Origin of the sequence: Rhodococcus sp. As11 (genome assembly GCF_048957735.1) — a bacterium.
In the GTDB taxonomy this organism is placed as follows: Bacteria; Actinomycetota; Actinomycetes; order Mycobacteriales; family Mycobacteriaceae; genus Rhodococcus; species Rhodococcus gordoniae.
In genome coordinates, this window is record NZ_JARDJE010000006.1 from 18,356 (window position 1) to 39,348 (window position 20,993).

The window sequence follows — 20,993 nt, forward strand, 5'->3', positions numbered from 1 at the left end:
AACCTGCCGGGAATGCACGAGGGCCCGACCGGAGAACATCCGGTCGGGCCCTCTGCACGAAGCTCTGCCTAGGAGCTCTGCTTCACGGGATCAGCCGCGGTAGGGTTCCGCGCTCACCAGCGTCACCTTCATGGTGTTGCCGTTGGGCAGGTTGTACTCGCGGGTCTCGCCGACCTTCGCGTCGATCAGGGCGCCACCGAGGGGCGAGCTGGGGGAGTAGGTCTCGAGCTCGCTGTTGCGGGCACCCTCTTCGCGGGTCGCGATCAAGAACGTCTCCGTGTCGGTCTCGTCGCCTCCGTAGTAGACGGTCACGACGGAACCGGGGAGGGCGACGCCCGACTCGGTCGGAGCGACGCCGACCTTGGCGGTGCCCAGCAGCTCCTGGAGCTGACGGATGCGGGCTTCCTGCTGGCCCTGTTCCTCGCGGGCCGCGTGGTAGCCGCCGTTCTCCTTGAGGTCGCCTTCCTCGCGACGCTCGTTGATCTCGGCGGCGATGACAGGACGATTCGCGATGAGCTGGTCCAGCTCGGCCTTGAGTCGGTCGTACGACTCCTGCGTCAGCCAGGTCACCTGGGTCTCGGTCATCCTCGATCACTTCCTTCGGGTTGGAGCCCCCGGCTCCGTGGACAAGTCGTGCACATGCAACGACCGCAACAGCACGACCGCCGTCGTCCCCCCATGGCTTCAGGCTGAACGGAAGTCGTACTGTCTGTTGATGCTCTTATGCAGCAATACACGGCCCCAAAGGGTGGAACCGTGTATCCGGCCATTTTAGCATCTTTGCGGTCCGCACTCCGGGAAAGCGCTGGAAGGCGGGTGTGGGAGCAGGATCAGGGTGCGCGCAGATAGTCGGGCGCCTCGGTACTGCAACCGTAGCTGTCGCCCATACCGGGACGCTGGGACGTCTTCACCGTGGAAGTGAGCACGACGGTCTGCGAATCGGACGCGGGGACGAGGACCTCGCGCCGGCCCGTCTCACTCCCGTCCTTCGAGCGGGCCCGGATGATGCAGACGGAATCCTGCGACGGATCGTCGCGCGTGACCTTGAGTTGGATGTCGATGGTGCTGTCGTCGATGATGTCGAAGGCGACGACCTCCGACTCGATCGGAGTCGAGTTGTTCTGGAACAACACGAACGCCAGGACGAGCCCCGCGAGCAGGCCGGCCACGGTGAAACCCCAGCGTTTGCCGCGTGTCGATACGCCGGAGCCGGGGTATCGGGACGACGGGTACCGGTCGGTGGGGGTGGTGTTGCTCATCACTTTGCTTTCGCAGCGGGAGAATGGATCGGGCGTCGCCGCAGGGCCACGGCTGACGACGGAATTATCAGGTGGAACTATAGAGGACGGATCCGGTGCGACCGCGACGCGGGCGCGGGGACGGTTCCGGCGAAGCAGACGACCTGAGGTGGAGGAATACACGTGAGCGGACTACGGCTCATGGCCGTGCACGCCCATCCCGACGACGAGTCGAGCAAGGGCGCGGCCACGATGGCCCGGTACTCGGCCGAGGGGCACGAGGTCCTGGTGGTCACGCTCACGGGCGGAGAGCGCGGCGACATCCTGAACCCCGCGATGGACGTACCGGGCATTCGCGAACGCATGAGCGAGGTGCGTCAGGAGGAGATGGCCGAGGCGGCCCGCATCCTCGGAGTGCGCCAGCAGTGGCTCGGCTTCGTCGATTCCGGCCTGCCCGAGGGCGACCCCAAGCCGCCGCTGCCCGAGGGATGCTTCGCGGTCATCCCGCTCGACGAACCGGTCCGCCGGCTCGTGCAGGCGGTGCGCGAGTTCCGTCCCCACGTCATGACCACCTACGACGAGAACGGCGGTTACCCGCACCCCGACCACATCCGGTGCCACGAGGTGTCGGTCGCGGCGTACGAGGCGGCGGCCGATCCGGATTTCCATCCGGAGCTGGGCGAGCCCTGGGCGGTGCGCAAGCTGTACTACTCGCACGGTTTCATCCGTAAGCGGCTCGAGTTGTTCCGCGAGGAGTACGAGCGTCGCGGGGAGCCGTTCCCCATGGAGCAGTGGCTCAGCAAGTGGCGCACCGAGCAGGGCGACATCATGGGACGCGTGACCACCCAGATCACCTGTGGCGACTACTTCCCGAAGCGCGACGACGCGCTGCGGGCGCACGCCACCCAGATCGACCCCAACGGATCGTTCTTCGCGGTGCCGTTGGACATTCAGCAGAAGGTGTGGCCGACCGAAGAGTTCGAGTTGGCCAAGACCCGCGTGACCACGGAGCTTCCGGAGACGGATCTGTTCGCGGGCATCGAGGACGGACAGGGCGAATGACGATAGGTACGCTCGCGGTCGATGTTCTGGCCGTCGAGATTCTGGCCCAGGAGCCGACCGGCCCCGAGTTCGGCAAGGCGTCCCCGCTCGGACTCGCCATCGTGGTGGTCCTGCTGGTCGCGACTGCGCTGCTGATCCGGAACATGAACAAGCGGCTGAAGAAGCTGCCCGAGAGTTTCCAGCCGGAGCATCCCGGGCCCGACCAGGCCGTGGACGACGGCACGTTGCCGGGTGCGATTCCCGGCACCGCGGATGCGGAGGGGGCGGGCGAGCCGAAGAAGGTCACCGGCCCGGAGCGTCCCGAACCCACCAAGGGAAGCTGACGACCCTCCGCCGCCGAGGGTTCTCCTTCCGTAGCGTGGGGGCATGGCGAATCGACTGGCCGACGCCCTGAGCCCCTACCTGCGGCAGCACGCCGACAATCCGGTCCACTGGCAGGAATGGGGCGAAGCCGCTCTCGCCGAGGCGGTCGAGCGCGACGTGCCGATCCTGCTGTCGATCGGCTATGCGGCCTGCCACTGGTGTCATGTCATGGCGCACGAGTCGTTCGAGGACGAGGCCACCGCCGCCGTCATGAACGAGAACTTCGTGTGCGTCAAGGTCGACCGCGAGGAAAGACCGGACATCGACGCGATCTACATGAACGCGACCGTCGCGACGACAGGCCGGGGCGGGTGGCCGATGACCTGCTTCCTCACGCCCGACGGTGGCCCGTTCTATTGCGGCACGTACTACCCGAGCACGCCGCGTGGGGGCATGCCGTCCTTCACGCAGCTGCTCCATGGGATCACCGACACGTGGCACAACCGTCGCGACGAGGTCGCGCAGGCCGCCGAGGCCGTCGTCTCCGAGCTCCGTCGCAGCGGCGGTGGACTGCCCGCCGGGAGTGTCGCGATCGACGGTGCTCTGCTCGACGCGGCGTCGGCCGCGATTGCCGCCGACGAGGACCGCGAACACGGTGGCTTCGGTGGCGCACCGAAATTCCCGCCGTCGAACCTCCTCGAGGGACTGCTGCGCGGATACGAGCGCACCCGCTCCGCCGACACGCTCGGTCTCGTCGAGCGCACGACCGGCGCAATGGCGCGGGGCGGGATCTACGATCAGCTCGGGGGCGGGTTCGCGCGCTACAGCGTCGACGCCGCGTGGACGGTGCCGCACTTCGAGAAGATGCTCTACGACAACGCGCTGCTGCTGCGGCTGTACGCGCACCTCGCGCGGGTGACCGGTGCGGAACTGCCGACGCGCGTCGCGCGGGAGACCGCCGAGTTCCTGCTGCGCGACCTGATCACCCCCGACGGCGGATTCGCGTCGGCCCTCGACGCCGACACCGACGGGGTCGAAGGCCTCACCTATGTGTGGACGCCCGACCAGCTCGTCGAGGTGCTGGGCCCGGACGACGGCCGGTGGGCGGCGGACGCGTTCACCGTCACCCCCGGCGGCACCTTCGAGCACGGCACCTCGGTGTTGCAGCTGCTCGACGAGCCGGACGATCCGGCGCGACTCGCCGACGTGCGGGCCCGCCTGTTCGCCGCTCGCACACGGCGCCCCCAGCCCGGACGCGACGACAAGGTCGTCACCGCGTGGAACGCCTTCGCGATCACCGCGCTGGCCGAGGCAGGCGTCGCGCTGGGTGAACCTGCCTGGATGGACGCCGCGACGAGGTGCGTGCAGTTCCTGCTCGACCGGCACCTGATCGACGGCCGGCTGCGCCGCGCGTCGCTCGGGGGTGTCGTCGGATCACCGGCGGGTGTGCTCGAGGACTACGGGGCTCTCGTCACGGCGCTGCTCGCCGTGCACCAGGGGACGGGGGACCGGCGCTGGGTCGAGCGTGCGACGGAACTCGCCGACGTCGCGCTCGCGCAGTTCGCGGATCCGGAACGTCCCGGTAGCTGGTTCGACACCGCACACGACGCCGAATCGCTGGTCGCCCGGCCCCGCGATCCGGTCGACGGGGCGACGCCGTCGGGAGCGTCGCTGATCGCCGAGGCGCTGCTCGGCCTGTCCGCGCTCGTGCACGACGACTCCCGCTACGCCGATTCCGCCGCGCTGTCGCTGTCGACGGCGGCGATCCTGTTCGAGAAGGCGCCACGGGCGGGAGGGCACTGGCTGACGGTCGCCGAGGCGTCGGTGCGCGGGCCGCTCCAGGTCGCCGTAGCGGGCGGCGGTGAACTCCTCGACGTGGCCCGCCGCCTCGCGCCCGGGGGAGCGATCGTGGTGGGCGGCGAACCCGACTCGTCGCCGTTGCTCGCCGGTCGTCCCCTGGTCGACGGTGGCGCCGCGGCCTATGTGTGCAGGGGGTTCGTATGCGACCGTCCGGTGACGACGGCGACAGGTCTCCGCGAGGTCCTGTCCGCGGTCTGATCGGTCAGGGCCAGGCGGACGCTGTGCGTGAGTCGAGGAAGTCGCCTTCGCTCGTCACCGGCGCCTCGAACATTCCCGCGCTCGCGTCGATCAGGAATCGGGCGAATCCCGTCCAATCGGGTTCGATGCCTTCGCGTTCGAGGCGTGCCTCGTAGTCGGCACACGCATCGACGACGAGCTTGCCCAGCAGTCGCGCCCGTCCGGTGACGACGGTGTCGGGCAGGTGGGCGACGCATGCTCTGGCTCGTTCGATCAGGACGTCGAGGTACGGATCTTCGACGGTCGTTCTCGCCGCGATGTCGGCCATCGACGGTACCGCTCTCAACTGGCGTAGGAATCGAGCCCGCCAGCTCGGGACCGGCATCGAGGCGAGTTGGTCGGTGAACGGCAGGATGAGGCAGCTCAGGTAGTCGCGGAGGCCGGGTTCGGGCCCGAGCAGGGCCAGGAGTTCGACTCGTCGCCGGCGGGTGTCCTCCGCGTAGCGGGTGAGCATGGCGCGGACGAGTTCCTCGCGGTCACCGAAGTGGTAGTTGACGGCGGAGTGGTTGGCGTTACCGGCGTGTTCGGCGATGCGCCGATTGGACACGCCGTCGACGCCGTGGGTGGCGAACAGTTCTTCCGCCGAGTCGAGTAGCGCTCGTCGCGCCTGGTCCCCGTGGGTGCTCACGCTTCTCCTGTCGCCTTCTTCTCGGCCGAACGGCCCGCTGATGGATGGGACGAGCGTCACCAGTGTCTCAGCTTGGCATATTCAAGACACGCAGCGTAAATTTTTAAGTCACGTAGCGTATTTCTGTGGAGCCGATATCGGCCGGAAAGCGTGCAGTCCGTGTCCGGATATCGAGGAGTTCATTCATGACCGATACCGCTACCAGCGAGAAGAACGAGCCGCCGGGAAGCGACGGCCTCACCGAGGCCGAACTCGCCCGTGCGCGGAAGGAGCACATCGGCCGCTACATCGCGATCTTCGTGATGCCGTTCCTGATGGTCGGAATGATGATCACCGGCTATCTGTACGCGATGCACGCGCCCGCCCCGCACGACATACCGATCGCCGTCGCCGGATCGTCGCAGCAGCAGGCCTACGACTTCGCCCGCGCGCTCGAAGACGCCGACGCCGAGGCGGTCGACGTCCGTGTGATCGGGACCGACGATCAGGCGCGCGACCTCGTGCTCTCGCGGGAGGTTGCGGGTGCGGTCACGCTGTCCCCGCAGGGCACTGCCACCGTGTACACCGCGGGTGCGGCCGGGGCGTCGCAGTCGTCCGTGGTCACCGGACTGGTGGTTCCGCAGGTGCTCGCGCAGGGTCTCGATCTCACCGCCGAGGACCTCGCCCCGCTGCCGGACCACGACATGGCCGGCCTGGGTGTGATGTTCATGGTGCAGGCGCTGATGCTCGCGGGCTACATGCCCCTGAGCATCATGCTGTCCAACTCGCCCGAGCTGCTGCGATTCCGTCGCATCGTGCCTCTGCTCGCCGGATGGTCGGTGCTGATCGGCACACTCGTGTGGCTCGTCGCCGGCCCGATCCTCGGCGCGATCGAAGGCCCGATCGCGACGGTGCTGGGAATCTGCTGGCTCTCCATCTTCGCCGTGGGCTCGGTGCAGGTGTTCCTCACCCGGATCCTCGGACCGATGGCTGTCCTCGCGGGAATGCTCTTCGTGATGGTTCTCGGCGTCCCCGCGTCGAACCTGGGAATGTCGGTCTACTCGCTACCGTCGATCTACCCGTGGTTGCACGGCTTCCTGCCCACCGCGGCCGCCGGCGAATCGCTGAGGTCGGTCGTCTACTTCGGCGGTGAAGGCCTCGGCGGCCACATCCTGGTGCTGGTCGTCGGTACCGTGCTGGCCCTCGCCGCGACACTCGGTGTCGACGCCCTGAAGCGTCGCCGCAACCCCGATGCCGGTGATCCCGAGATCACGATGCCCTCGCTCACCACCGGGCCGCGTCCGCAGAGCGACCGAGTGCGGTACCTGACCCTGGCGTTCTTTCCGTTCGCCATGGTCGTGCTGATGCTCTCCATCATGCTCGGCGCGATGTACCAGCCGACCCCGCGTGAGATGCCCGTCACCGTCGTCGGCGCGACCGCCGAACAGGCGGACCGGACGGTCGCCGGTCTCGAACAGAGCATGGCCGGTCTGTTCGATCTGCGAATCTCGGATTCGGTCGACGACGCGCGCGCCGAGGTGCAGGACCGTGAGATCGTCGCGGCCTTCGTCCTGCCGTCCGCCCAGTCGCCCACCGCGACGCTGATCACCAACGAGGCTGCGGGTACGAGCCAGCAGCAGGTCGCGCAGCGGGTCTTCGAGCAGGTCGCCGGGGGCATGCATCTGCCCCTGACCGTCGAGAACATCGCACCGCTGCCGGGTTCCGACACCATGGGAACGGTGACGCTCTACGTCGCGATGGGCTGGATCATGTCCGGTTTCATGGTGATCGTCGTGGCCGGCGGTGCGCAGCCCGCCGCGATGGTCCTGCGGCAGATCGTGCCCATCGCCGCGGGATGGGCGCTGTTCATGTCCGCCGTGCTGTGGGTGATCGCCGACCCGATCACCGGGGCCGTCGACGGGCACTTCCTCCCGCTGTGGGGTATCGGGATCCTCGCGACGTTCACCACCTCGATGTTCACGTTGGCGCTGCACCGCCTGTTCGGGCTGCTCGCCGTCGTCCCTGCCGTCGGCATCCTCATGTTCGTCGGCGTGCCCGCCTCGAACGGTGCGATGTCGGTGTACATGACGCCGGAGGTCTTCCGGTTCCTGCACGGTGTGCTGCCGATGCCGGCCGCTGTGGAATCGGTGCGGTCGGTCCTCTACTTCGGAGGTGACGCCGTCGGCCCGCACCTCGTCACGTTCACGATCTGGGGAGTGGTGTCGCTGCTGTGCGTCATCGTCATCGATCGCATCCGTGCTGCACGCAGCGGTGAGTCGAGCGAGCAGTCGGAGGACGTGGCCGGGGCGGTGCGGAGCTAGGAGACCGGGGCGGCCGCCAGCGCGATGTTCGGGGTCTCGATGTCGTTCTGCTCGAAGGCCTCGAGCACCGCGCGGGTGAGGCTGCGGCGGATGGCCCACTGCTTGCCGGCGCGTACGCGCACCGTCAGGCGGAGGGTCACCGCACCCGCGGTGACGGAGTTGACGCCCAGCAGTTCGGGCTTCTCGAGTACGTCCGGCGCGATGTCCTCGCGTTCCACGCCGTCGAGGACGGCGCGCAGTGCGATCCGGCAGGCGCGCTCGACGTTGACGCTCGGCGCGATCGGGACGTCGACCACGGAGACGGCATGTCCCTGGCTCATGTTGCCGACGCGCAGGATCTCGCCGTTGCGGCAGAACCACAGGGTGCCGTCGATGTCGCGCACGGTCGTCACGCGCAGACCGACCGACTCGACGGTGCCCACCGCGTCGCCGAGGTCCACCACGTCGCCCACGCCGTACTGGTCCTCGAGCAGCATGAACATTCCCGAGATGAAGTCCCGCACGAGGTTCTGCGCACCGAAACCGAGCGCGACACCGGCGATACCGGCCGAGGCGATGAACGGGGCGACGTTGAAACCGAGGGTGTCGAGCGTCTGCAGCACCACCCAGGCGAGCACGACGATCGATACACCGGACTTGAACACCGAACCGATCGTCTGCGCGCGCTGGACCCGGCGTTCGCGAGCCTGGGGGTCGCCGATGGCACGCTCGGCTCGTTCCTGCAGCGGCGCGAGGAACGATCGTCGTGGTGTCCCGGATCGCACGCGTGGCTTCGTCATGCGGTCGATCAGCCGGTGGAGGACGTAGCGGAGCACGACGGCGACGACGATGTAACTCAGGATCGCCAGCGGCCGGTGGATCAGCCAGTCCCGGTTGGTCTCGGTCAGTTCGAAGGCGAGCAACGGAATAGACATCCCTCGCGAGTCTACAAATGCGTGACAGTCGCTTCGGGTGGTGTGAGAAGTTGCACGAAGTGACCTGTGAGGTTTCAGTCCAGAATCACAAGCCACACCGCGATCGCGTGACACAGGGCCGCGACCACCGTGGCCGCGTGGAAGAACTCGTGGTGTCCGAAGGTCGCGGGCCACGGGTCGGGCCAGCGCGTGGCGTAGAGAATCGCTCCGCCGCTGTAGAACAGGCCGCCGACCAGCAGTAACAGCATCGGGGTGAGCCCGACCTCGGCGACCAGCTGTCCGGCGACGGGCACGATCGCCCATCCGAGCACCAGATACAGGGGTACGCCGACCCATCTCGGCGCGGTCGGCCACAACATCTTCAGTGCCACACCCGCGAGCGCTCCCGACCACACGACGATGAGCAACGGCCGTCCGGATCCGGGTGGCAGTGCCAGCGTCGCGAACGGGGTGTAGCTGCCCGCGATGAACACGAAGATCATCGAGTGGTCGGCACGCTTCATCCACACGCGCGCCCGCGGACTCCAGGTGAGGCGGTGGTAGAGCGCGCTGATCCCGAACACGCCGCACACCGTGAGGCTGTAGACGGTCGCGGGAAGCACGGCGCCCGGGCGGGCGGCGAGGAAGGCCGCGGCCGAGACGAGTGCGGCGCCGGCGATGACGGCCACACCGAACGCCCAGGCGTGGATCCATCCGCGCATCCGCGGTGTGACGGGCAGTTCCTCGAGGCCGAAGGCCGTCATACGTGCGCTCCTCCCTGTACCGAACGGTAACCTACGCACCCGTAGGTTTGTTCCGTCGACACGTTACAACGTGGAACCCTGTGGCGGGAGACTCTGTGACCGCCGCCGCGACCGCCGGTACCCCTGGGCGTAATGTGACTCGGGTGGTGATGACGGGGTGAGCGTCCGCGGATTGCTGTACCGGCTCTACGAGCGCCGGCTGCTGAAAGAACTCGACGGGGCACGGCATCCGCGGCACGTCGCGGTGATGTGCGACGGCAATCGGCGTTGGGCGCGCGAGAACGGCTTCACCGACGTCAGTCACGGCCACCGCGAGGGTGCCAAGAAGATCGCCGAGCTGCTGGGCTGGTGCGACGCCGCCGGCATCGAGAGGGCGACGATCTATCTGCTGTCCACCGAGAACCTCCGACGCGAGCCGGAGGAGCTCGACGCACTGCTCGAGATCATCTCCGACGTGGTGGAGGAGATCTCCGCGCCCGGGCAGAACTGGAGCGTGAAGATCGTCGGCACCACCGACCTCCTCCCGTCCGATCACGCCAAGCGACTGCACGAGGCCGCGGCCGGAACCGCCGGACGCACGGGCACGCACGTCAACGTGGCCGTCGGGTACGGCGGTCGCCAGGAGATCGTCGACGCCGTGCAGTCGCTCCTGCGGGTGCGCTACGCGCAGGGGCTGCGCGGTGAGGACCTCGTCCAGTCCGTGACGGTCGACGGCGTCGACAGTCACCTCTACACGTCCGGTCAGCCCGATCCGGATCTCGTCATCCGCACCTCCGGCGAGCAGCGGCTGTCCGGCTTCCTGCTCTGGCAGTCCGCCTACTCGGAGATCTGGTTCACCGAGGCGTACTGGCCCGAGTTCCGCCGGGTCGACTTCCTGCGCGCCCTGCGCGACTACGCCGCACGGCACCGCCGTTTCGGCGCCTGACCGGACTGCCCGGTCCGGCGCGGAACGGCGGGCCGCTTCAGAGCTTGCGCAACCGGAGCCGGTTGATGGCGTGATCCGAGTCCTTGCGCAGGACCAGGGTCGCGCGCGGCCGTGTCGGCAGGATGTTCTCCACCAGGTTCGGCAGGTTGATCGAGTGCCAGATCTCCTTCGCGGCACTCATCGCGTCCCGGTCCGACAGGTTCGCGTAGTGGTGGAAGTGCGCCTCCGGATCGGCGAAGGACGTATTACGCAGCGCGAGAAAGCGCTCCACGTACCACTTCTCGATGTCCTCGATCCGCGCGTCGACGTAGATCGAGAAGTCGAACAGGTCGGAGACCATCAACCGTGGCCCGGTCTGCAACACGTTCAGGCCCTCGATGATGAGGATGTCCGGCTGACGGACGATGTGGTACTGCCCCGGGATGATGTCGTACGAGATGTGTGAGTAGATCGGCGCCGCAACCTCTTTCGCGCCGGACTTGACCTCGGTGACGAACCGCAGCAGCTTGCGCCGATCGTAGCTCTCGGGAAAGCCCTTGCGATGCATGATGTTGCGCCGCACCAATTCCTTGGTGGAGTAGAGGAAGCCGTCGGTGGTCACGAGATCCACCCGGGGGTGATGGTCCCACCGTGCCAGCAGCGCCTGCAGCACACGGGCCGTCGTGGACTTACCGACAGCCACCGAGCCGGCCACACCGATCACGAACGGCACCTGCTGATCGGGATGCTTCTCCCCGAGGAAGGTCGCCGTGGCCGCGAACAACCGCTGCCTGGCCGCGACCTGCAGGTGGATCAACCGGGCGAGGGGCAGATACACCTCCGCGACCTCCGCGAGGTCGATCTGCTCGCCCAGGCCCCGAAGCCCGACCAGTTCGTCCTCGGTGAGGATGAGGGGAGTCGACTTCCGCAGCGTCCGCCACTGCTTGCGGTCGAACTCGATGTACGGGCTCGGTTCGTTCAGACGAGCCATCGGCACGGCTTCCCGGCGGCGCGGTGGATGCGGCGTTGCATGTCCATGTAACGGATTGTGCTCGCTGACACACGGTGATGCCGCGTCGGGGTCCCCACTCCGGCAGGTTCTCCCGTGTCGGGCCGCCGACGAGAGACTAGGCTCGGCCGGTATGGGAGCCGACGACTTCGTGAACGAATATCTGCTGCTGGGTCTGGCTTTCGACAGGCTCGAGGAAGGATTCGTCGACGCCTACACCGGCGATCCCGCGCTGCGGCGGAAGGTCGAGAACGCTCCGGCTCCCGATCCCCGTGATCTATCGCACATCGCGCGGCGCCTGCGGGACGAACTGCGCGGTGCGGGTCTGTCCGACGAGCGCACCCGCTTCCTCGACGTGCATCTGCGCGCACTCGACTGCTCGGCCCGCAAGTTCGCAGGGGAGGAGATCGGTTTCGTCGACGAGGTCGAGGCGTACTTCGACGTGCGCATCGCTCCCGGCGACGAGGACACCTACCGCGACGCGCACCGTCGCCTCGATGCGCTGCTTCCCGGCCCGGGTTCGCTCACCGAGCGGATGCAGGCCCACCGCAAGTCCGAGGTGATCCCTGCGGATCGCCTCGCCGACTGCGTCGAGGCGTTCTCGGGTGCGCTGCGCGAGAAGGTGCGGGCGATCTACCCGCTGCCCGATACCGAACGTGTCGAGTACGAGGTCGTCGGCGACAAGCCGTGGTCGGGTTTCAACTACTACCTCGGTGACTACCGTTCGCGGGTCGCGATCAACTCCGATCTCGAACAGACCATGGCGCACCTGCCGCGGCTGATCGCGCACGAGGCGTATCCGGGGCACCACACCGAGCATTGCCGCAAGGAGGCCGGTCTCGTCGCCGCCGGGCAGGCCGAGCAGACGCTGTTCCTCGTCAACACCCCGCAGTGCCTCATGGCCGAAGGCCTCGCCGATCTCGCGCTCGAAGCGATCGTCGGCCCGGGCTGGGGGAAGTGGGCGCAGGAGATCTACGCCGATCTCGGGCTCCGGTTCGACGGCGAACTCGCCGAGGAACTGGCCGAGGCGTCCGAGCAGTTGCTGCCGGTGCGTCAGGACGCCGCGTTGCTGCTCCACGACCGCGGGCGCAGTCACGACGACGTGGTCGAATTCCTGCAGCGCTGGTCGCTGTCGAGCCCCGAACGTGCCCGGCAGTCGCTGCGGTTCCTGTCGTCACCGTTGTGGCGCGCCTACATCAGCACCTACGTCGAGGGCTACCGGCTTCTCGGCGGCTGGCTCGGGCAGGTTCCGGTCGGAGCCGAGCGTGCCGAACGGTTCCGGCGCCTGCTCGACGAACCCCTGGTGCCCAGCAGCCTGCGGTGAACCGCAGGTCGGTCGGGTACCGGCTACCGGGGCGGTGGACGGCCTTCGTAGACTGGAGGTCGTATCCCTGACGCCCTCTGCTTGGAGAGATCTCGATGACCGCTGCGCCCGGCGCCGACGTGAACACTGCCGCACTGAACGACCTCGACCCGGAGGTCGCCGAGGCCATGGCCGGCGAGTTGTCGCGTCAGCGCGACACGCTCGAGATGATCGCGTCGGAGAACTTCGTGCCGCGCGCCGTGCTGCAGGCCCAGGGCAGCGTCCTGACCAACAAGTACGCCGAGGGTTACCCCGGCCGCCGCTACTACGGCGGCTGCGAGAACGTCGACATCGTCGAGGACCTCGCCCGTAACCGCGCCAAGGAGCTGTTCGGCGCCGAGTTCGCGAACGTCCAGCCGCACTCGGGCGCGCAGGCGAACGCCGCGGTGCTCATGGCGCTGATGACGCCCGGCGAGAAGCTGCTCGGCCTCGACCTCGCGCACGGCGGCCACCTCACGCACGGCATGAAGCTCAACTTCTCCGGCAAGCTGTACGACGTCGCGTCCTACGGGGTCAGCAAGGACGACCACCGTATCGACATGGACGAGGTCCGCGACATCGCCGTGCGCGAGAAGCCGAAGGTCATCGTCGCCGGCTGGTCCGCCTACCCGCGTCACGAGGACTTCGCGGCCTTCCGCTCCATTGCCGACGAGGTCGGTGCGTACCTGTGGGTCGACATGGCGCACTTCGCCGGCCTGGTCGCCGCGGGGCTGCACCCCTCGCCCGTGCCCTATGCCGACGTCGTCTCCACCACTGTGCACAAGACCCTCGGTGGTCCGCGTTCCGGCCTGATCCTCGCCAAGCAGGAGTGGGCGAAGAAGATCAACTCGGCTGTCTTCCCCGGTCAGCAGGGCGGACCGCTGATGCACGCCATCGCTGCGAAGGCCGTGGCGCTGAAGATCGCCGCCGGCGACGAGTTCAAGGACCGTCAGCAGCGCACCCTGTCCGGTGCCCGGATCATCGCCGAGCGCCTGTCGCAGTCCGATGTCGCCGACAAGGGCATCTCGGTGCTCACCGGCGGCACCGACGTGCACCTGGTCCTGGTCGACCTGCGCAACTCGCAGCTCGACGGCCAGCAGGGTGAGGACGCGCTCCACGAGGTCGGCATCACCGTCAACCGCAACGCCGTGCCGTTCGACCCGCGGCCCCCGATGGTCACCTCGGGCCTGCGCATCGGCACTCCGGCGCTCGCGACCCGCGGTTTCGGCGACGAACAGTTCACCGAGGTCGCCGAGATCATCGCGCAGACGCTCATCGGTGGCGCCGACGCCGAGTCGCTGCGCACCCGCGTGAGCGTCCTGGCACAGTCCGTGCCGCTGTACGAGGGCCTCGAGGACTGGCGTCTGATCTGACGGTTTCCTCCTGTCGCCGACCGGCCCGCACCGACCTTCGGTGCGGGCCGGTCGCGTATCCGGGACGGGACGCATCCCACCGCGCGAGTTGGTTAGGGTAGCCTACGCATGCCGACATCGTCGGCCGTCGCACGTGCACCCCGACCAGCAGAAGGAAGTCGCATGGCCATCCCGAGCATCGATCCGTACGAGTTGCCCACCGGCGACGAGATTCCCGCTGCTCGGGTGGAGTGGACGCTCGATGCGTCCCGCTGCGCACTGCTCGTCCACGACATGCAGAAGTACTTCATCGACGCCTACCGTCGCGACGCAGAGCCGCTCGCGACCGTCGTGCCCAACATCGTCCGCCTCCGTGAAGCGTGCCTGGCCGCCGACATCCCCGTCGTCTACACCATGCAGCCCGGCGACCAGCATCCGTCGCGTCGCGGCATCCTCGCCGACTTCTGGGGCGTCGGCCTGAGCACCGGTCGCGACACCGAGATCATCGACGAACTCACACCCGGCCCGAACGACATCCAGGTCACCAAGTGGCGGTACTCGGCGTTCCAGCGCACCGACTTCCGTCAGCTGCTCGCGCACAACGGCCGCGACCAGCTGATCGTCACCGGTGTCTACGCCCACATGGGCTGCATGCTCAGCGCCGCCGACGCCTTCATGAGCGACGTGGCACCGTTCATGGCCCTCGACGCCACCGCCGACTTCTCCCGCGACGAGCACCTCACGGCGCTGCAGTACGTCGCGAAGCGGGTCGGCCGGGTCGAGACCACGAACGCACTGATCGAATCGATCGCCGCGTCGGCGCGCTGCCGCGACCGCGAGACCGAAGAACTCACCGCGTCGCTGCGCTGACCCGAATCCGGATTTCGGCGGATCCGACCCCGGCGAGCGGGGTCGGATCGACGACGTTCGTGCATACCTCTGAGGCGCACGAACACTCCCGAGACGACGTTTACGGAAACTTCACCGACACGCATACTCCACCAGCGAGCGAATCGTCCGGATCGGCGTTAGCGTCTGGGGTGTAGGCGGCGCAGGTGCCGACTACACGGGAGGTCCCTGATCGTGTGGCTGACACAGTCCGAACGAGGGGGCCGGCACCGGGCCTTCGTGGTCGTGACGACACCGGGGACCCACCGGCCCACCGAATACGTCCGGGCGGTGCCGTCCGGGCCGAGGAGCCCCACGTGAACGCAACACGCTCCGTCCCCACCCGCTCCGGTCCTGCCGCTGCGAAAGAACCCGCTGTACGCACCTACGTACTGGACACTTCAGTGTTGCTCTCCGACCCTTGGGCGGTCACCAGGTTCGCCGAGCACGAAGTCGTCCTTCCGCTGGTGGTGATCGGCGAACTCGAAGGCAAGCGGCACCACCACGAACTCGGCTGGTTCGCCCGCGAATCCCTCCGGCTGCTCGACGACCTGCGGCAGCGGCACGGACGCCTCGATCAGCCCATCCCCATCGGGGACGAGGGGGGCACCCTGCACGTGGAGCTCAACCACACCGATCCGATGGTCCTGCCCGCCGGATTCCGCACCGACACCAACGACTCCCGCATCCTCGCGTGCGCCCTGAACCTGGCCACCGAGGGACGCGACGTGGTGCTCGTCAGCAAGGACATCCCGTTACGCGTCAAGGCCGGGGCCGTCGGCCTCGACGCCGACGAGTACCACGCCCAGGACGTGGTGATCTCGGGATGGACGGGCATGACCGAACTCGAGGTCGATCGGGAGCTCATCGACGAGATGTTCTCCGAGGGCATCGTCGACATCGACGACGCTCGGGATCTGCCGTGCCACACGGGGATCAGGCTCCTCGGCGGTTCCTCCAGCGCACTCGGCCGGGTCACCGCCGACAAGCGGGTGCAGCTCGTCCGCGGCGACCGGGAGGCGTTCGGACTGCACGGACGCTCCGCCGAACAGCGCGTCGCCCTCGACCTGCTGCTCGACGAATCCGTCGGCATCGTCTCCCTCGGCGGCAAGGCCGGAACCGGAAAGTCCGCGCTGGCACTGACGGCCGGACTCGAAGCCGTCCTGGAAAGACGAACCCACCGCAAGGTGGTGGTCTTCCGGCCGCTCTACGCGGTCGGCGGACAGGAACTCGGCTATCTTCCGGGTACGGAGGCCGAGAAGATGAATCCGTGGGGCCAGGCGGTCTTCGACACCCTCGAAGGACTCGCCAGCCCGGCGGTGCTCGAAGAGGTGCTCAGCCGCGGAATGCTGGAAGTGCTGCCGCTCACGCACATTCGTGGCCGGTCGCTGCACGATTCGTTCGTCGTCGTCGACGAGGCGCAATCGCTCGAACGCAACGTGCTGCTCACCGTCCTGTCGCGGCTCGGTGCGGGATCGCGCGTCGTGCTCACCCACGACGTCGCCCAGCGCGACAACCTGCGTGTCGGCCGGCACGACGGTGTCGCGGCGGTCATCGAGAAACTCAAGGGGCATCCGTTGTTCGCACACGTCACGCTCACGCGCAGTGAGCGCTCGCCGATCGCGGCGCTGGTGACGGAGATGCTCGAGGAGTTCGCTCCGGGCGCCTGAACCCCGAGCTCGATCGAACGGCGCGTCCGGCATCCCGCCGGGCGCGCCGTCGTCGTCAGGCCTCGTCGGAGGCGGTCTTCTCGGAGAGGGGGCCGAGTTCGGCCTCGAGGACTTCCTGGACCACGCGCATCGCGGCGAGTCCGGCGGGGGCACCGCAGTACGCCGAGCAGTGGATGACGGATTCGACGATCTCCGCGCGGCCGAGCCCGTTGCGCAGCGCTCCGCGGACGTGGCCGCGCAACTCGTTCTCGGCACGCAACGCGATGAGCATGCCGAGGTTGAGCAGGCTGCGGCTGCGCCGGTCGAGACCGGGGCGCGACCACACGGCACCCCAGGCGTGTTCGGTGACGAATTCCTGCATCGCCTCGGAGTCGGTGCCGCGGGAGCGTTCGAACGCTCGCTCGACGAAGTCGTCACCCATCACTTCGCGCCGGATCTCCAGACCCGTCGTGAATCCCGGAGTGTGCTCGGCGTCGGACATGTCATCGCTCCCTGCTGATCCGTCACCGAACGGTTCGGTGACGAACGGATTCTATGCGGGCGTCGACGATCAGGAACGACGTAGTACGGCGCGCAGTACCCCCACGGCGGTGCCGCGGAGGAAGGTGAGGACGTCGAAGTGGTCGTCCCACACGGCGATCCGTCCGTCGCGTAACTCGAAGGTGCCGCACACCCAGAACTCGATGCGCACCGGACCGAAACGCAGGCTGTCGGTGCGCTCGGTGAGCACGATGTCGCCGTCGGCCGCGATGTGGTGGACGACGACACCGAATCCCACCGCAGGTCGTGCGAGACCGGCGAGGATCTGCCGCACCCGGGAAGCGCCGCGGATGGTGGGGAGCCAGGTGTTGTGCCACGCGATGTCGTCGGTGATCAGCGAGGCGGCGCGGTCGATGTCCTCCGCGGCCGTCGCCTCCAGGAAGTCGGTCACCGTCGCGACGGCGTTCTGTCCGGTGGCGGTCGGTGTGCTCATCGCTCTCCTCGGCGTCGGCTGCGTCGCATGGTAACGGGCACGGACCGGTGGTGGAACCGGATTCGCCCATGCCACAGAATCGCCCGAAACCGGGTTGTGTCGCGGGCGAGTCGGGCACCCTGACATCAGGTACCCGTCCTCACAGCGACAGGAGCGAACCGATGAAGCGAATTCCCCGACGCAGAGCGGCGTTGGTGGCGGCCGCGGCGGCGGTCGGACTGGTCGTCGCAGGCTGCAGCGACGACCGATCGGCGGAGGACACGGTGGACAGCGCGACCAGCGCGGTCCAGTCTGCCGCGGAGGGCGTGGCGTCCGGGGCGCAGAGCGCCGTCGAATCGATCACACAGGGCGACGATTCGCCCGAGGCCTCGGAACCCGCAGCGGATCAGTCCAGCGCCGTGCCCGGTCCGGGCGGTGAGCAGGTCGAACTCAGCGGACCTATCCTGCAGAAGTACAACGAGGTCGGTGGTGCGTCGAGCCCCCTCGGTGCGGCGACCGGTGAGCAGGAAGAGGTCGGCGACGGCTACGTCGCGGAGTTCGAGGGCGGCATCATCGCGTGGAGTCCCGATACCGATTCCCACATCGTGTGGGGTGAGATCCGCACGGCCTGGGAGGCCGCGGGCGGTGCCGGTGGCGACCTGGGCTTCCCGATCAGTGACGAGGAAAAGAACGCCGACGGTGCGAGGAGCAACTTCCAGTTCGGGTACATCACCTGGTCGCCCCGAGCCGGGACCGAGGTGGTCCAGGAGTGAGGTGACTCCCGGTGAGCCCTTGCTGTTCGCTCACGTCTTCGCCATCCGCTACAGCAAGTTGCTGTAGCGGATGGCGGAATTCGTAGCGAATGCAGACGGCTCTGTCGGTCGGAACTCTGCGGGTCAGGTCTCCTCGTCCACCCGCGTCATCGCCAGGACGTCGAGGCGGCGGTCCAGTTCCTCCTCGCTCAGGCGGTCGCCGACGAGGCCGCGGTCCACGACGGCCTGACGGATCGTCTTCTTCTCCTTCAGAGCCTCCTTGGCGACGGCCGCGGCCTCCTCGTAGCCGATCGCCGAGTTGAGGGGAGTGACGATCGAGGGCGACGACTCCGCCAGCGTGCGCAGATGTTCGACGTTCGCGACCAGCCCGGTGATGCAGCGATCGGCGAACAGCCGGGAGACGTTGGCGAGCAGCCGAATCGACTCGAGGACGTTCCGCGCCATGACCGGAATGTAGACGTTGAGTTCGAAGGCTCCCGCCGCACCGCTCCACGCCACGGTGGCGTCGTTGCCCACGACCTGCGCGGCGACCTGCGTAACTGCTTCGGGGAGAACGGGATTGACCTTACCCGGCATGATCGAGCTGCCGGGCTGCAGATCGGGGAGCCGGATCTCGGCCAGGCCGGTGAGCGGACCGGATCCCATCCAGCGGATGTCGTTGGCGATCTTCGTCAGCGACACGGCGACGGTGCGCAGCGCACCGGAGACCTCGACCAGGGCGTCACGTGCGGCCTGCGCCTCGAAACTGTCGCGGGCCCGCTGCAGATCCTCGAGTCCGGTGGTCTCGACGAGCACGGCCACTACGCGCGGACCGAAATCCGCCGGCGCATTGAGTCCCGTGCCGACCGCGGTGCCACCGATCGGCAGTTCGCCGAGGCGGGGGAGTGTCGCACGCAGACGTTCGATCCCGGCCTCGATCTGACGGGCGTATCCACCGAATTCCTGGCCCAGGGTCACCGGGACCGCATCCATCAGATGGGTGCGGCCGGACTTGACGACGGTGCGCCACTCCTTCGCCTTCCCGGCGAGGGCTCCGTGCAGGTGCTCGAGGGCAGGGATCAGGTCCCTGACCGTCGCCTCGGTCGCAGCGACATGCGTCGCGGTGGGGAAGGTGTCGTTCGACGACTGCGACATGTTCACGTCGTCGTTGGGGTGGACCGTGACCCCGGCCTTCGCGGCGAGTGAGGCGATGACCTCGTTGGTGTTCATGTTCGAACTCGTGCCCGAACCGGTCTGGAAGACGTCGATCGGGAACTGGTCGTCGTATTCGCCGGCGGCGATCGCATCGGCGGCGGCGATGATCGCATCGGCCCTCTCCGGATCGAGCAGACCCAGGTCCTTGTTCACCCGGGCGCAGGCGCTCTTGAGCAGACCGAGCGCGCGGATCTGTGCGCGTTCGAGTCCGCGCCCCGAGATCGGGAAGTTCTCCACGGCGCGCTGCGTCTGGGCGCGCCACAAGGCGTCGACCGGAACCTGGACCTCGCCCATCGTGTCGCGTTCGATACGGAACTGCTGAGAAGACTGTTCGGTGTCGGTCATGTCCTCCACGTTATGCCGCCGGAACGAACGAGGAGGGGCACTGCGACGAGAACTCGTGGCAGTGCCCCTCCTCGGGAGCGATCGGTGGCGATCAGGGCATGGGAGGCGGCGAGCCGGCGACACCGTGGAAGTCGATGGACGAGAACTCACTGAGCTTCTGCAGACGGTGGTACGCCTCGATCATGCGCACCGTGCCCGACTTGCTGCGCATCACGATCGACTGCGTCTCCGCGCCACCCGCGGAGTAGCGGACACCGCGGAGCAGCTCGCCGTCGGTGACGCCGGTCGCACAGAAGAAGATATTCTCGCCCGTGACGAGATCGGTGGTGGTCAGGACGCGATCGAGATCGTGTCCGGCGTCGATCGCCTTCTGACGCTCGGCGTCGTCCTTCGGCGCCAGGCGACCCTGCAGCGCGCCGCCCATGCAGCGCATCGCGGCTGCGGCGATGATGCCCTCGGGGGTACCGCCGATGCCGAGCAGCATGTCGACACCCGAACCCGGACGTGCAGCGGCGATCGCACCGGCGACGTCGCCGTCGGAGATCAGACGGATGCGGGCACCCGCCTCACGCACCTCCTTGATGATCTGCGCGTGGCGCGGACGATCGAGGATCGTCACGGTCAGGTCGGCATGCGCGATGTTCTTCGCCTTCGCGACGCGGCGGATGTTCTCCGCGATCGGGGCGGTGATGTCGATGACGTCGGCGGCCTCGGGGCCGACGGCGATCTTCTCCATGTAGAACACGGCGGACGGGTCGAACATCGCACCGCGCTCGGCCACGGCGAGCACCGCGATCGCGCCGGGAGCACCCTTCGACATGAGTGTCGTGCCGTCGATCGGGTCGACCGCGACGTCGCACAGCGGACCGTCGCCGTTGCCGACCTCCTCGCCGTTGTAGAGCATGGGCGCTTCGTCCTTCTCGCCCTCACCGATCACGACGACACCCTGCATCGACACGGAGCTGACCATGTGGCGCATCGCGTCGACCGCGGCGCCGTCGCCGCCTTCCTTGTCGCCGCGCCCGACCCACCGGCCGGCCGCCATCGCCGCGGCCTCGGTGACGCGGACCAGTTCGAGTGCGAGGTTGCGGTCCGGCGCTTCGCGGCGTGGGGTGCTGGCCGTCATGGGCTACTGCCTCCTGGAGACTTTCGGTCGACGCGGGTTGCGCCGGCAGAGGGAGCGGTCGCCGAGGGCGTCCGCACGATCCGTGTGTGTCGCACGGCTATTGTCTCATCACGGCCGATGGTGTGGGCCGTCGGACCCGCCCGGTCTGAACAT

The 20,993-nt window shown here is 68.0% G+C and carries 20 protein-coding genes; 10 read left to right on the forward strand and 10 right to left on the reverse strand.

Annotated elements, in window-relative coordinates:
• Positions 1–90: 90 nt before the first annotated feature.
• Together greA and PV766_RS09665 are read right to left on the reverse strand one after the other, a co-directional pair.
• The gene (gene greA / locus PV766_RS09660) at positions 91–585 is read right to left on the reverse strand and encodes a transcription elongation factor GreA (RefSeq protein WP_016933815.1); all 495 of its coding nucleotides are present in this window, start codon (positions 583–585) and stop codon (positions 91–93) included.
• A gap of 245 nt (positions 586–830) precedes the next feature.
• Positions 831–1,259, reverse strand: a complete 429-nt coding sequence (locus PV766_RS09665; RefSeq protein WP_064064609.1) for a DUF4307 domain-containing protein — start codon at positions 1,257–1,259, stop codon at positions 831–833.
• Between the two features lie 162 nt (positions 1,260–1,421).
• On the opposite strand from PV766_RS09665, the gene mca reads away from it, so the two are divergent.
• Genes mca through PV766_RS09680 form a run of 3 tightly spaced genes read left to right on the forward strand, consistent with a single transcriptional unit; the run spans position 1,422 to position 4,661 of the window.
• Complete coding sequence (gene mca / locus PV766_RS09670; RefSeq protein ID WP_207213539.1) at positions 1,422–2,300, forward strand: mycothiol conjugate amidase Mca; 879 nt, start codon at positions 1,422–1,424, stop codon at positions 2,298–2,300.
• A complete protein-coding gene (locus PV766_RS09675) occupies positions 2,297–2,623 on the forward strand; it encodes a hypothetical protein (RefSeq protein WP_064064607.1) in 327 nt (108 codons plus the stop codon). The genes mca and PV766_RS09675 overlap by 4 nt, the downstream gene beginning before the upstream one ends.
• A gap of 43 nt (positions 2,624–2,666) precedes the next feature.
• Positions 2,667–4,661: a thioredoxin domain-containing protein gene (locus PV766_RS09680; protein WP_129976964.1), complete on the forward strand. Its 1,995-nt coding sequence runs from the start codon at positions 2,667–2,669 to the stop codon at positions 4,659–4,661.
• 4 nt (positions 4,662–4,665) lie between these two features.
• Here the strand turns inward: PV766_RS09680 and PV766_RS09685 are convergent, their stop codons facing one another.
• A complete protein-coding gene (locus PV766_RS09685) occupies positions 4,666–5,328 on the reverse strand; it encodes a TetR/AcrR family transcriptional regulator (RefSeq protein ID WP_016934525.1) in 663 nt (220 codons plus the stop codon).
• Between the two features lie 185 nt (positions 5,329–5,513).
• Here PV766_RS09685 and PV766_RS09690 point away from each other — a divergent pair, with 185 nt between their 5' ends.
• Positions 5,514–7,628, forward strand: coding sequence for an ABC transporter permease (locus PV766_RS09690; RefSeq protein WP_421096932.1), 2,115 nt, complete (start codon positions 5,514–5,516; stop codon positions 7,626–7,628).
• Here the strand turns inward: PV766_RS09690 and PV766_RS09695 are convergent.
• The gene (locus tag PV766_RS09695) at positions 7,625–8,542 is read right to left on the reverse strand and encodes a mechanosensitive ion channel family protein (protein ID WP_064064603.1); all 918 of its coding nucleotides are present in this window, start codon (positions 8,540–8,542) and stop codon (positions 7,625–7,627) included. The genes PV766_RS09690 and PV766_RS09695 overlap by 4 nt on opposite strands.
• 74 nt (positions 8,543–8,616) lie before the next feature.
• Complete coding sequence (trhA, locus tag PV766_RS09700) at positions 8,617–9,285, reverse strand: PAQR family membrane homeostasis protein TrhA (RefSeq protein WP_064064602.1); 669 nt, start codon at positions 9,283–9,285, stop codon at positions 8,617–8,619.
• A gap of 157 nt (positions 9,286–9,442) precedes the next feature.
• Here trhA and PV766_RS09705 point away from each other — a divergent pair, with 157 nt between their 5' ends.
• Positions 9,443–10,210 carry an isoprenyl transferase gene (locus PV766_RS09705; protein ID WP_064064601.1) on the forward strand — a complete coding sequence of 256 codons (768 nt, stop codon included), beginning with the start codon at positions 9,443–9,445 and terminating at the stop codon, positions 10,208–10,210.
• Between the two features lie 37 nt (positions 10,211–10,247).
• Here the strand turns inward: PV766_RS09705 and coaA are convergent, their stop codons facing one another.
• Positions 10,248–11,180: a type I pantothenate kinase gene (coaA, locus tag PV766_RS09710; RefSeq protein ID WP_421096933.1), complete on the reverse strand. Its 933-nt coding sequence runs from the start codon at positions 11,178–11,180 to the stop codon at positions 10,248–10,250.
• 151 nt (positions 11,181–11,331) lie between these two features.
• Here coaA and PV766_RS09715 point away from each other — a divergent pair, with 151 nt between their 5' ends.
• The 4 genes from PV766_RS09715 (at position 11,332) to PV766_RS09730 (ending at position 16,450) form a co-directional block, all read left to right on the forward strand.
• Complete coding sequence (locus PV766_RS09715) at positions 11,332–12,522, forward strand: DUF885 domain-containing protein (protein WP_129976961.1); 1,191 nt, start codon at positions 11,332–11,334, stop codon at positions 12,520–12,522.
• 95 nt (positions 12,523–12,617) lie between these two features.
• Positions 12,618–13,913 (forward strand): serine hydroxymethyltransferase, encoded by a 1,296-nt coding sequence (gene glyA / locus PV766_RS09720; RefSeq protein WP_421096934.1) that lies wholly within the window; start codon positions 12,618–12,620, stop codon positions 13,911–13,913.
• A gap of 162 nt (positions 13,914–14,075) precedes the next feature.
• Entirely contained in the window at positions 14,076–14,762 is a 687-nt protein-coding gene (locus tag PV766_RS09725; protein WP_421096935.1) for an isochorismatase family protein, read from the forward strand.
• A 335-nt stretch (positions 14,763–15,097) separates the two neighbouring features.
• On the forward strand, positions 15,098–16,450 hold the full coding sequence (locus PV766_RS09730; RefSeq protein WP_081494094.1) for a PhoH family protein: 1,353 nt from the start codon (positions 15,098–15,100) through the stop codon (positions 16,448–16,450).
• A 55-nt stretch (positions 16,451–16,505) separates the two neighbouring features.
• Here the strand turns inward: PV766_RS09730 and PV766_RS09735 are convergent, their stop codons facing one another.
• Both PV766_RS09735 and PV766_RS09740 read right to left on the reverse strand, forming a co-directional pair.
• On the reverse strand, positions 16,506–16,931 hold the full coding sequence (locus PV766_RS09735; RefSeq protein ID WP_064064596.1) for a carboxymuconolactone decarboxylase family protein: 426 nt from the start codon (positions 16,929–16,931) through the stop codon (positions 16,506–16,508).
• 69 nt (positions 16,932–17,000) lie between these two features.
• Positions 17,001–17,423: a limonene-1,2-epoxide hydrolase family protein gene (locus tag PV766_RS09740; RefSeq protein WP_129976958.1), complete on the reverse strand. Its 423-nt coding sequence runs from the start codon at positions 17,421–17,423 to the stop codon at positions 17,001–17,003.
• A 161-nt stretch (positions 17,424–17,584) separates the two neighbouring features.
• Between PV766_RS09740 and PV766_RS09745 the strand changes: the two genes are divergently transcribed.
• A complete protein-coding gene (locus tag PV766_RS09745) occupies positions 17,585–18,175 on the forward strand; it encodes an LGFP repeat-containing protein (protein WP_242496753.1) in 591 nt (196 codons plus the stop codon).
• Positions 18,176–18,298: 123 nt separating this feature from the next.
• On the opposite strand, the gene PV766_RS09750 is transcribed toward PV766_RS09745, so the two are convergent.
• Positions 18,299–19,714, reverse strand: coding sequence for a class II fumarate hydratase (locus PV766_RS09750; RefSeq protein ID WP_421096936.1), 1,416 nt, complete (start codon positions 19,712–19,714; stop codon positions 18,299–18,301).
• Between the two features lie 91 nt (positions 19,715–19,805).
• On the reverse strand, positions 19,806–20,840 hold the full coding sequence (glpX, locus tag PV766_RS09755; RefSeq protein WP_016693944.1) for a class II fructose-bisphosphatase: 1,035 nt from the start codon (positions 20,838–20,840) through the stop codon (positions 19,806–19,808).
• Positions 20,841–20,993: the final 153 nt, after the last annotated feature.

Coding starts and splice junctions, on each gene's coding strand:
- greA (WP_016933815.1), bottom strand. CDS start 585: ATGACCGAGACCCAGGTGACCTGGCTGACGCAGGAGTCGTACGACCGA.
- PV766_RS09665 (WP_064064609.1), bottom strand. CDS start 1,259: ATGAGCAACACCACCCCCACCGACCGGTACCCGTCGTCCCGATACCCC.
- PV766_RS09675 (WP_064064607.1), top strand. CDS start 2,297: ATGACGATAGGTACGCTCGCGGTCGATGTTCTGGCCGTCGAGATTCTG.
- PV766_RS09680 (WP_129976964.1), top strand. CDS start 2,667: ATGGCGAATCGACTGGCCGACGCCCTGAGCCCCTACCTGCGGCAGCAC.
- PV766_RS09690 (WP_421096932.1), top strand. CDS start 5,514: ATGACCGATACCGCTACCAGCGAGAAGAACGAGCCGCCGGGAAGCGAC.
- PV766_RS09695 (WP_064064603.1), bottom strand. CDS start 8,542: ATGTCTATTCCGTTGCTCGCCTTCGAACTGACCGAGACCAACCGGGAC.
- trhA (WP_064064602.1), bottom strand. CDS start 9,285: ATGACGGCCTTCGGCCTCGAGGAACTGCCCGTCACACCGCGGATGCGC.
- coaA (WP_421096933.1), bottom strand. CDS start 11,180: ATGGCTCGTCTGAACGAACCGAGCCCGTACATCGAGTTCGACCGCAAG.
- PV766_RS09715 (WP_129976961.1), top strand. CDS start 11,332: ATGGGAGCCGACGACTTCGTGAACGAATATCTGCTGCTGGGTCTGGCT.
- glyA (WP_421096934.1), top strand. CDS start 12,618: ATGACCGCTGCGCCCGGCGCCGACGTGAACACTGCCGCACTGAACGAC.
- PV766_RS09725 (WP_421096935.1), top strand. CDS start 14,076: ATGGCCATCCCGAGCATCGATCCGTACGAGTTGCCCACCGGCGACGAG.
- PV766_RS09735 (WP_064064596.1), bottom strand. CDS start 16,931: ATGTCCGACGCCGAGCACACTCCGGGATTCACGACGGGTCTGGAGATC.
- PV766_RS09740 (WP_129976958.1), bottom strand. CDS start 17,423: ATGAGCACACCGACCGCCACCGGACAGAACGCCGTCGCGACGGTGACC.
- PV766_RS09745 (WP_242496753.1), top strand. CDS start 17,585: ATGAAGCGAATTCCCCGACGCAGAGCGGCGTTGGTGGCGGCCGCGGCG.
- PV766_RS09750 (WP_421096936.1), bottom strand. CDS start 19,714: ATGACCGACACCGAACAGTCTTCTCAGCAGTTCCGTATCGAACGCGAC.
- glpX (WP_016693944.1), bottom strand. CDS start 20,840: ATGACGGCCAGCACCCCACGCCGCGAAGCGCCGGACCGCAACCTCGCA.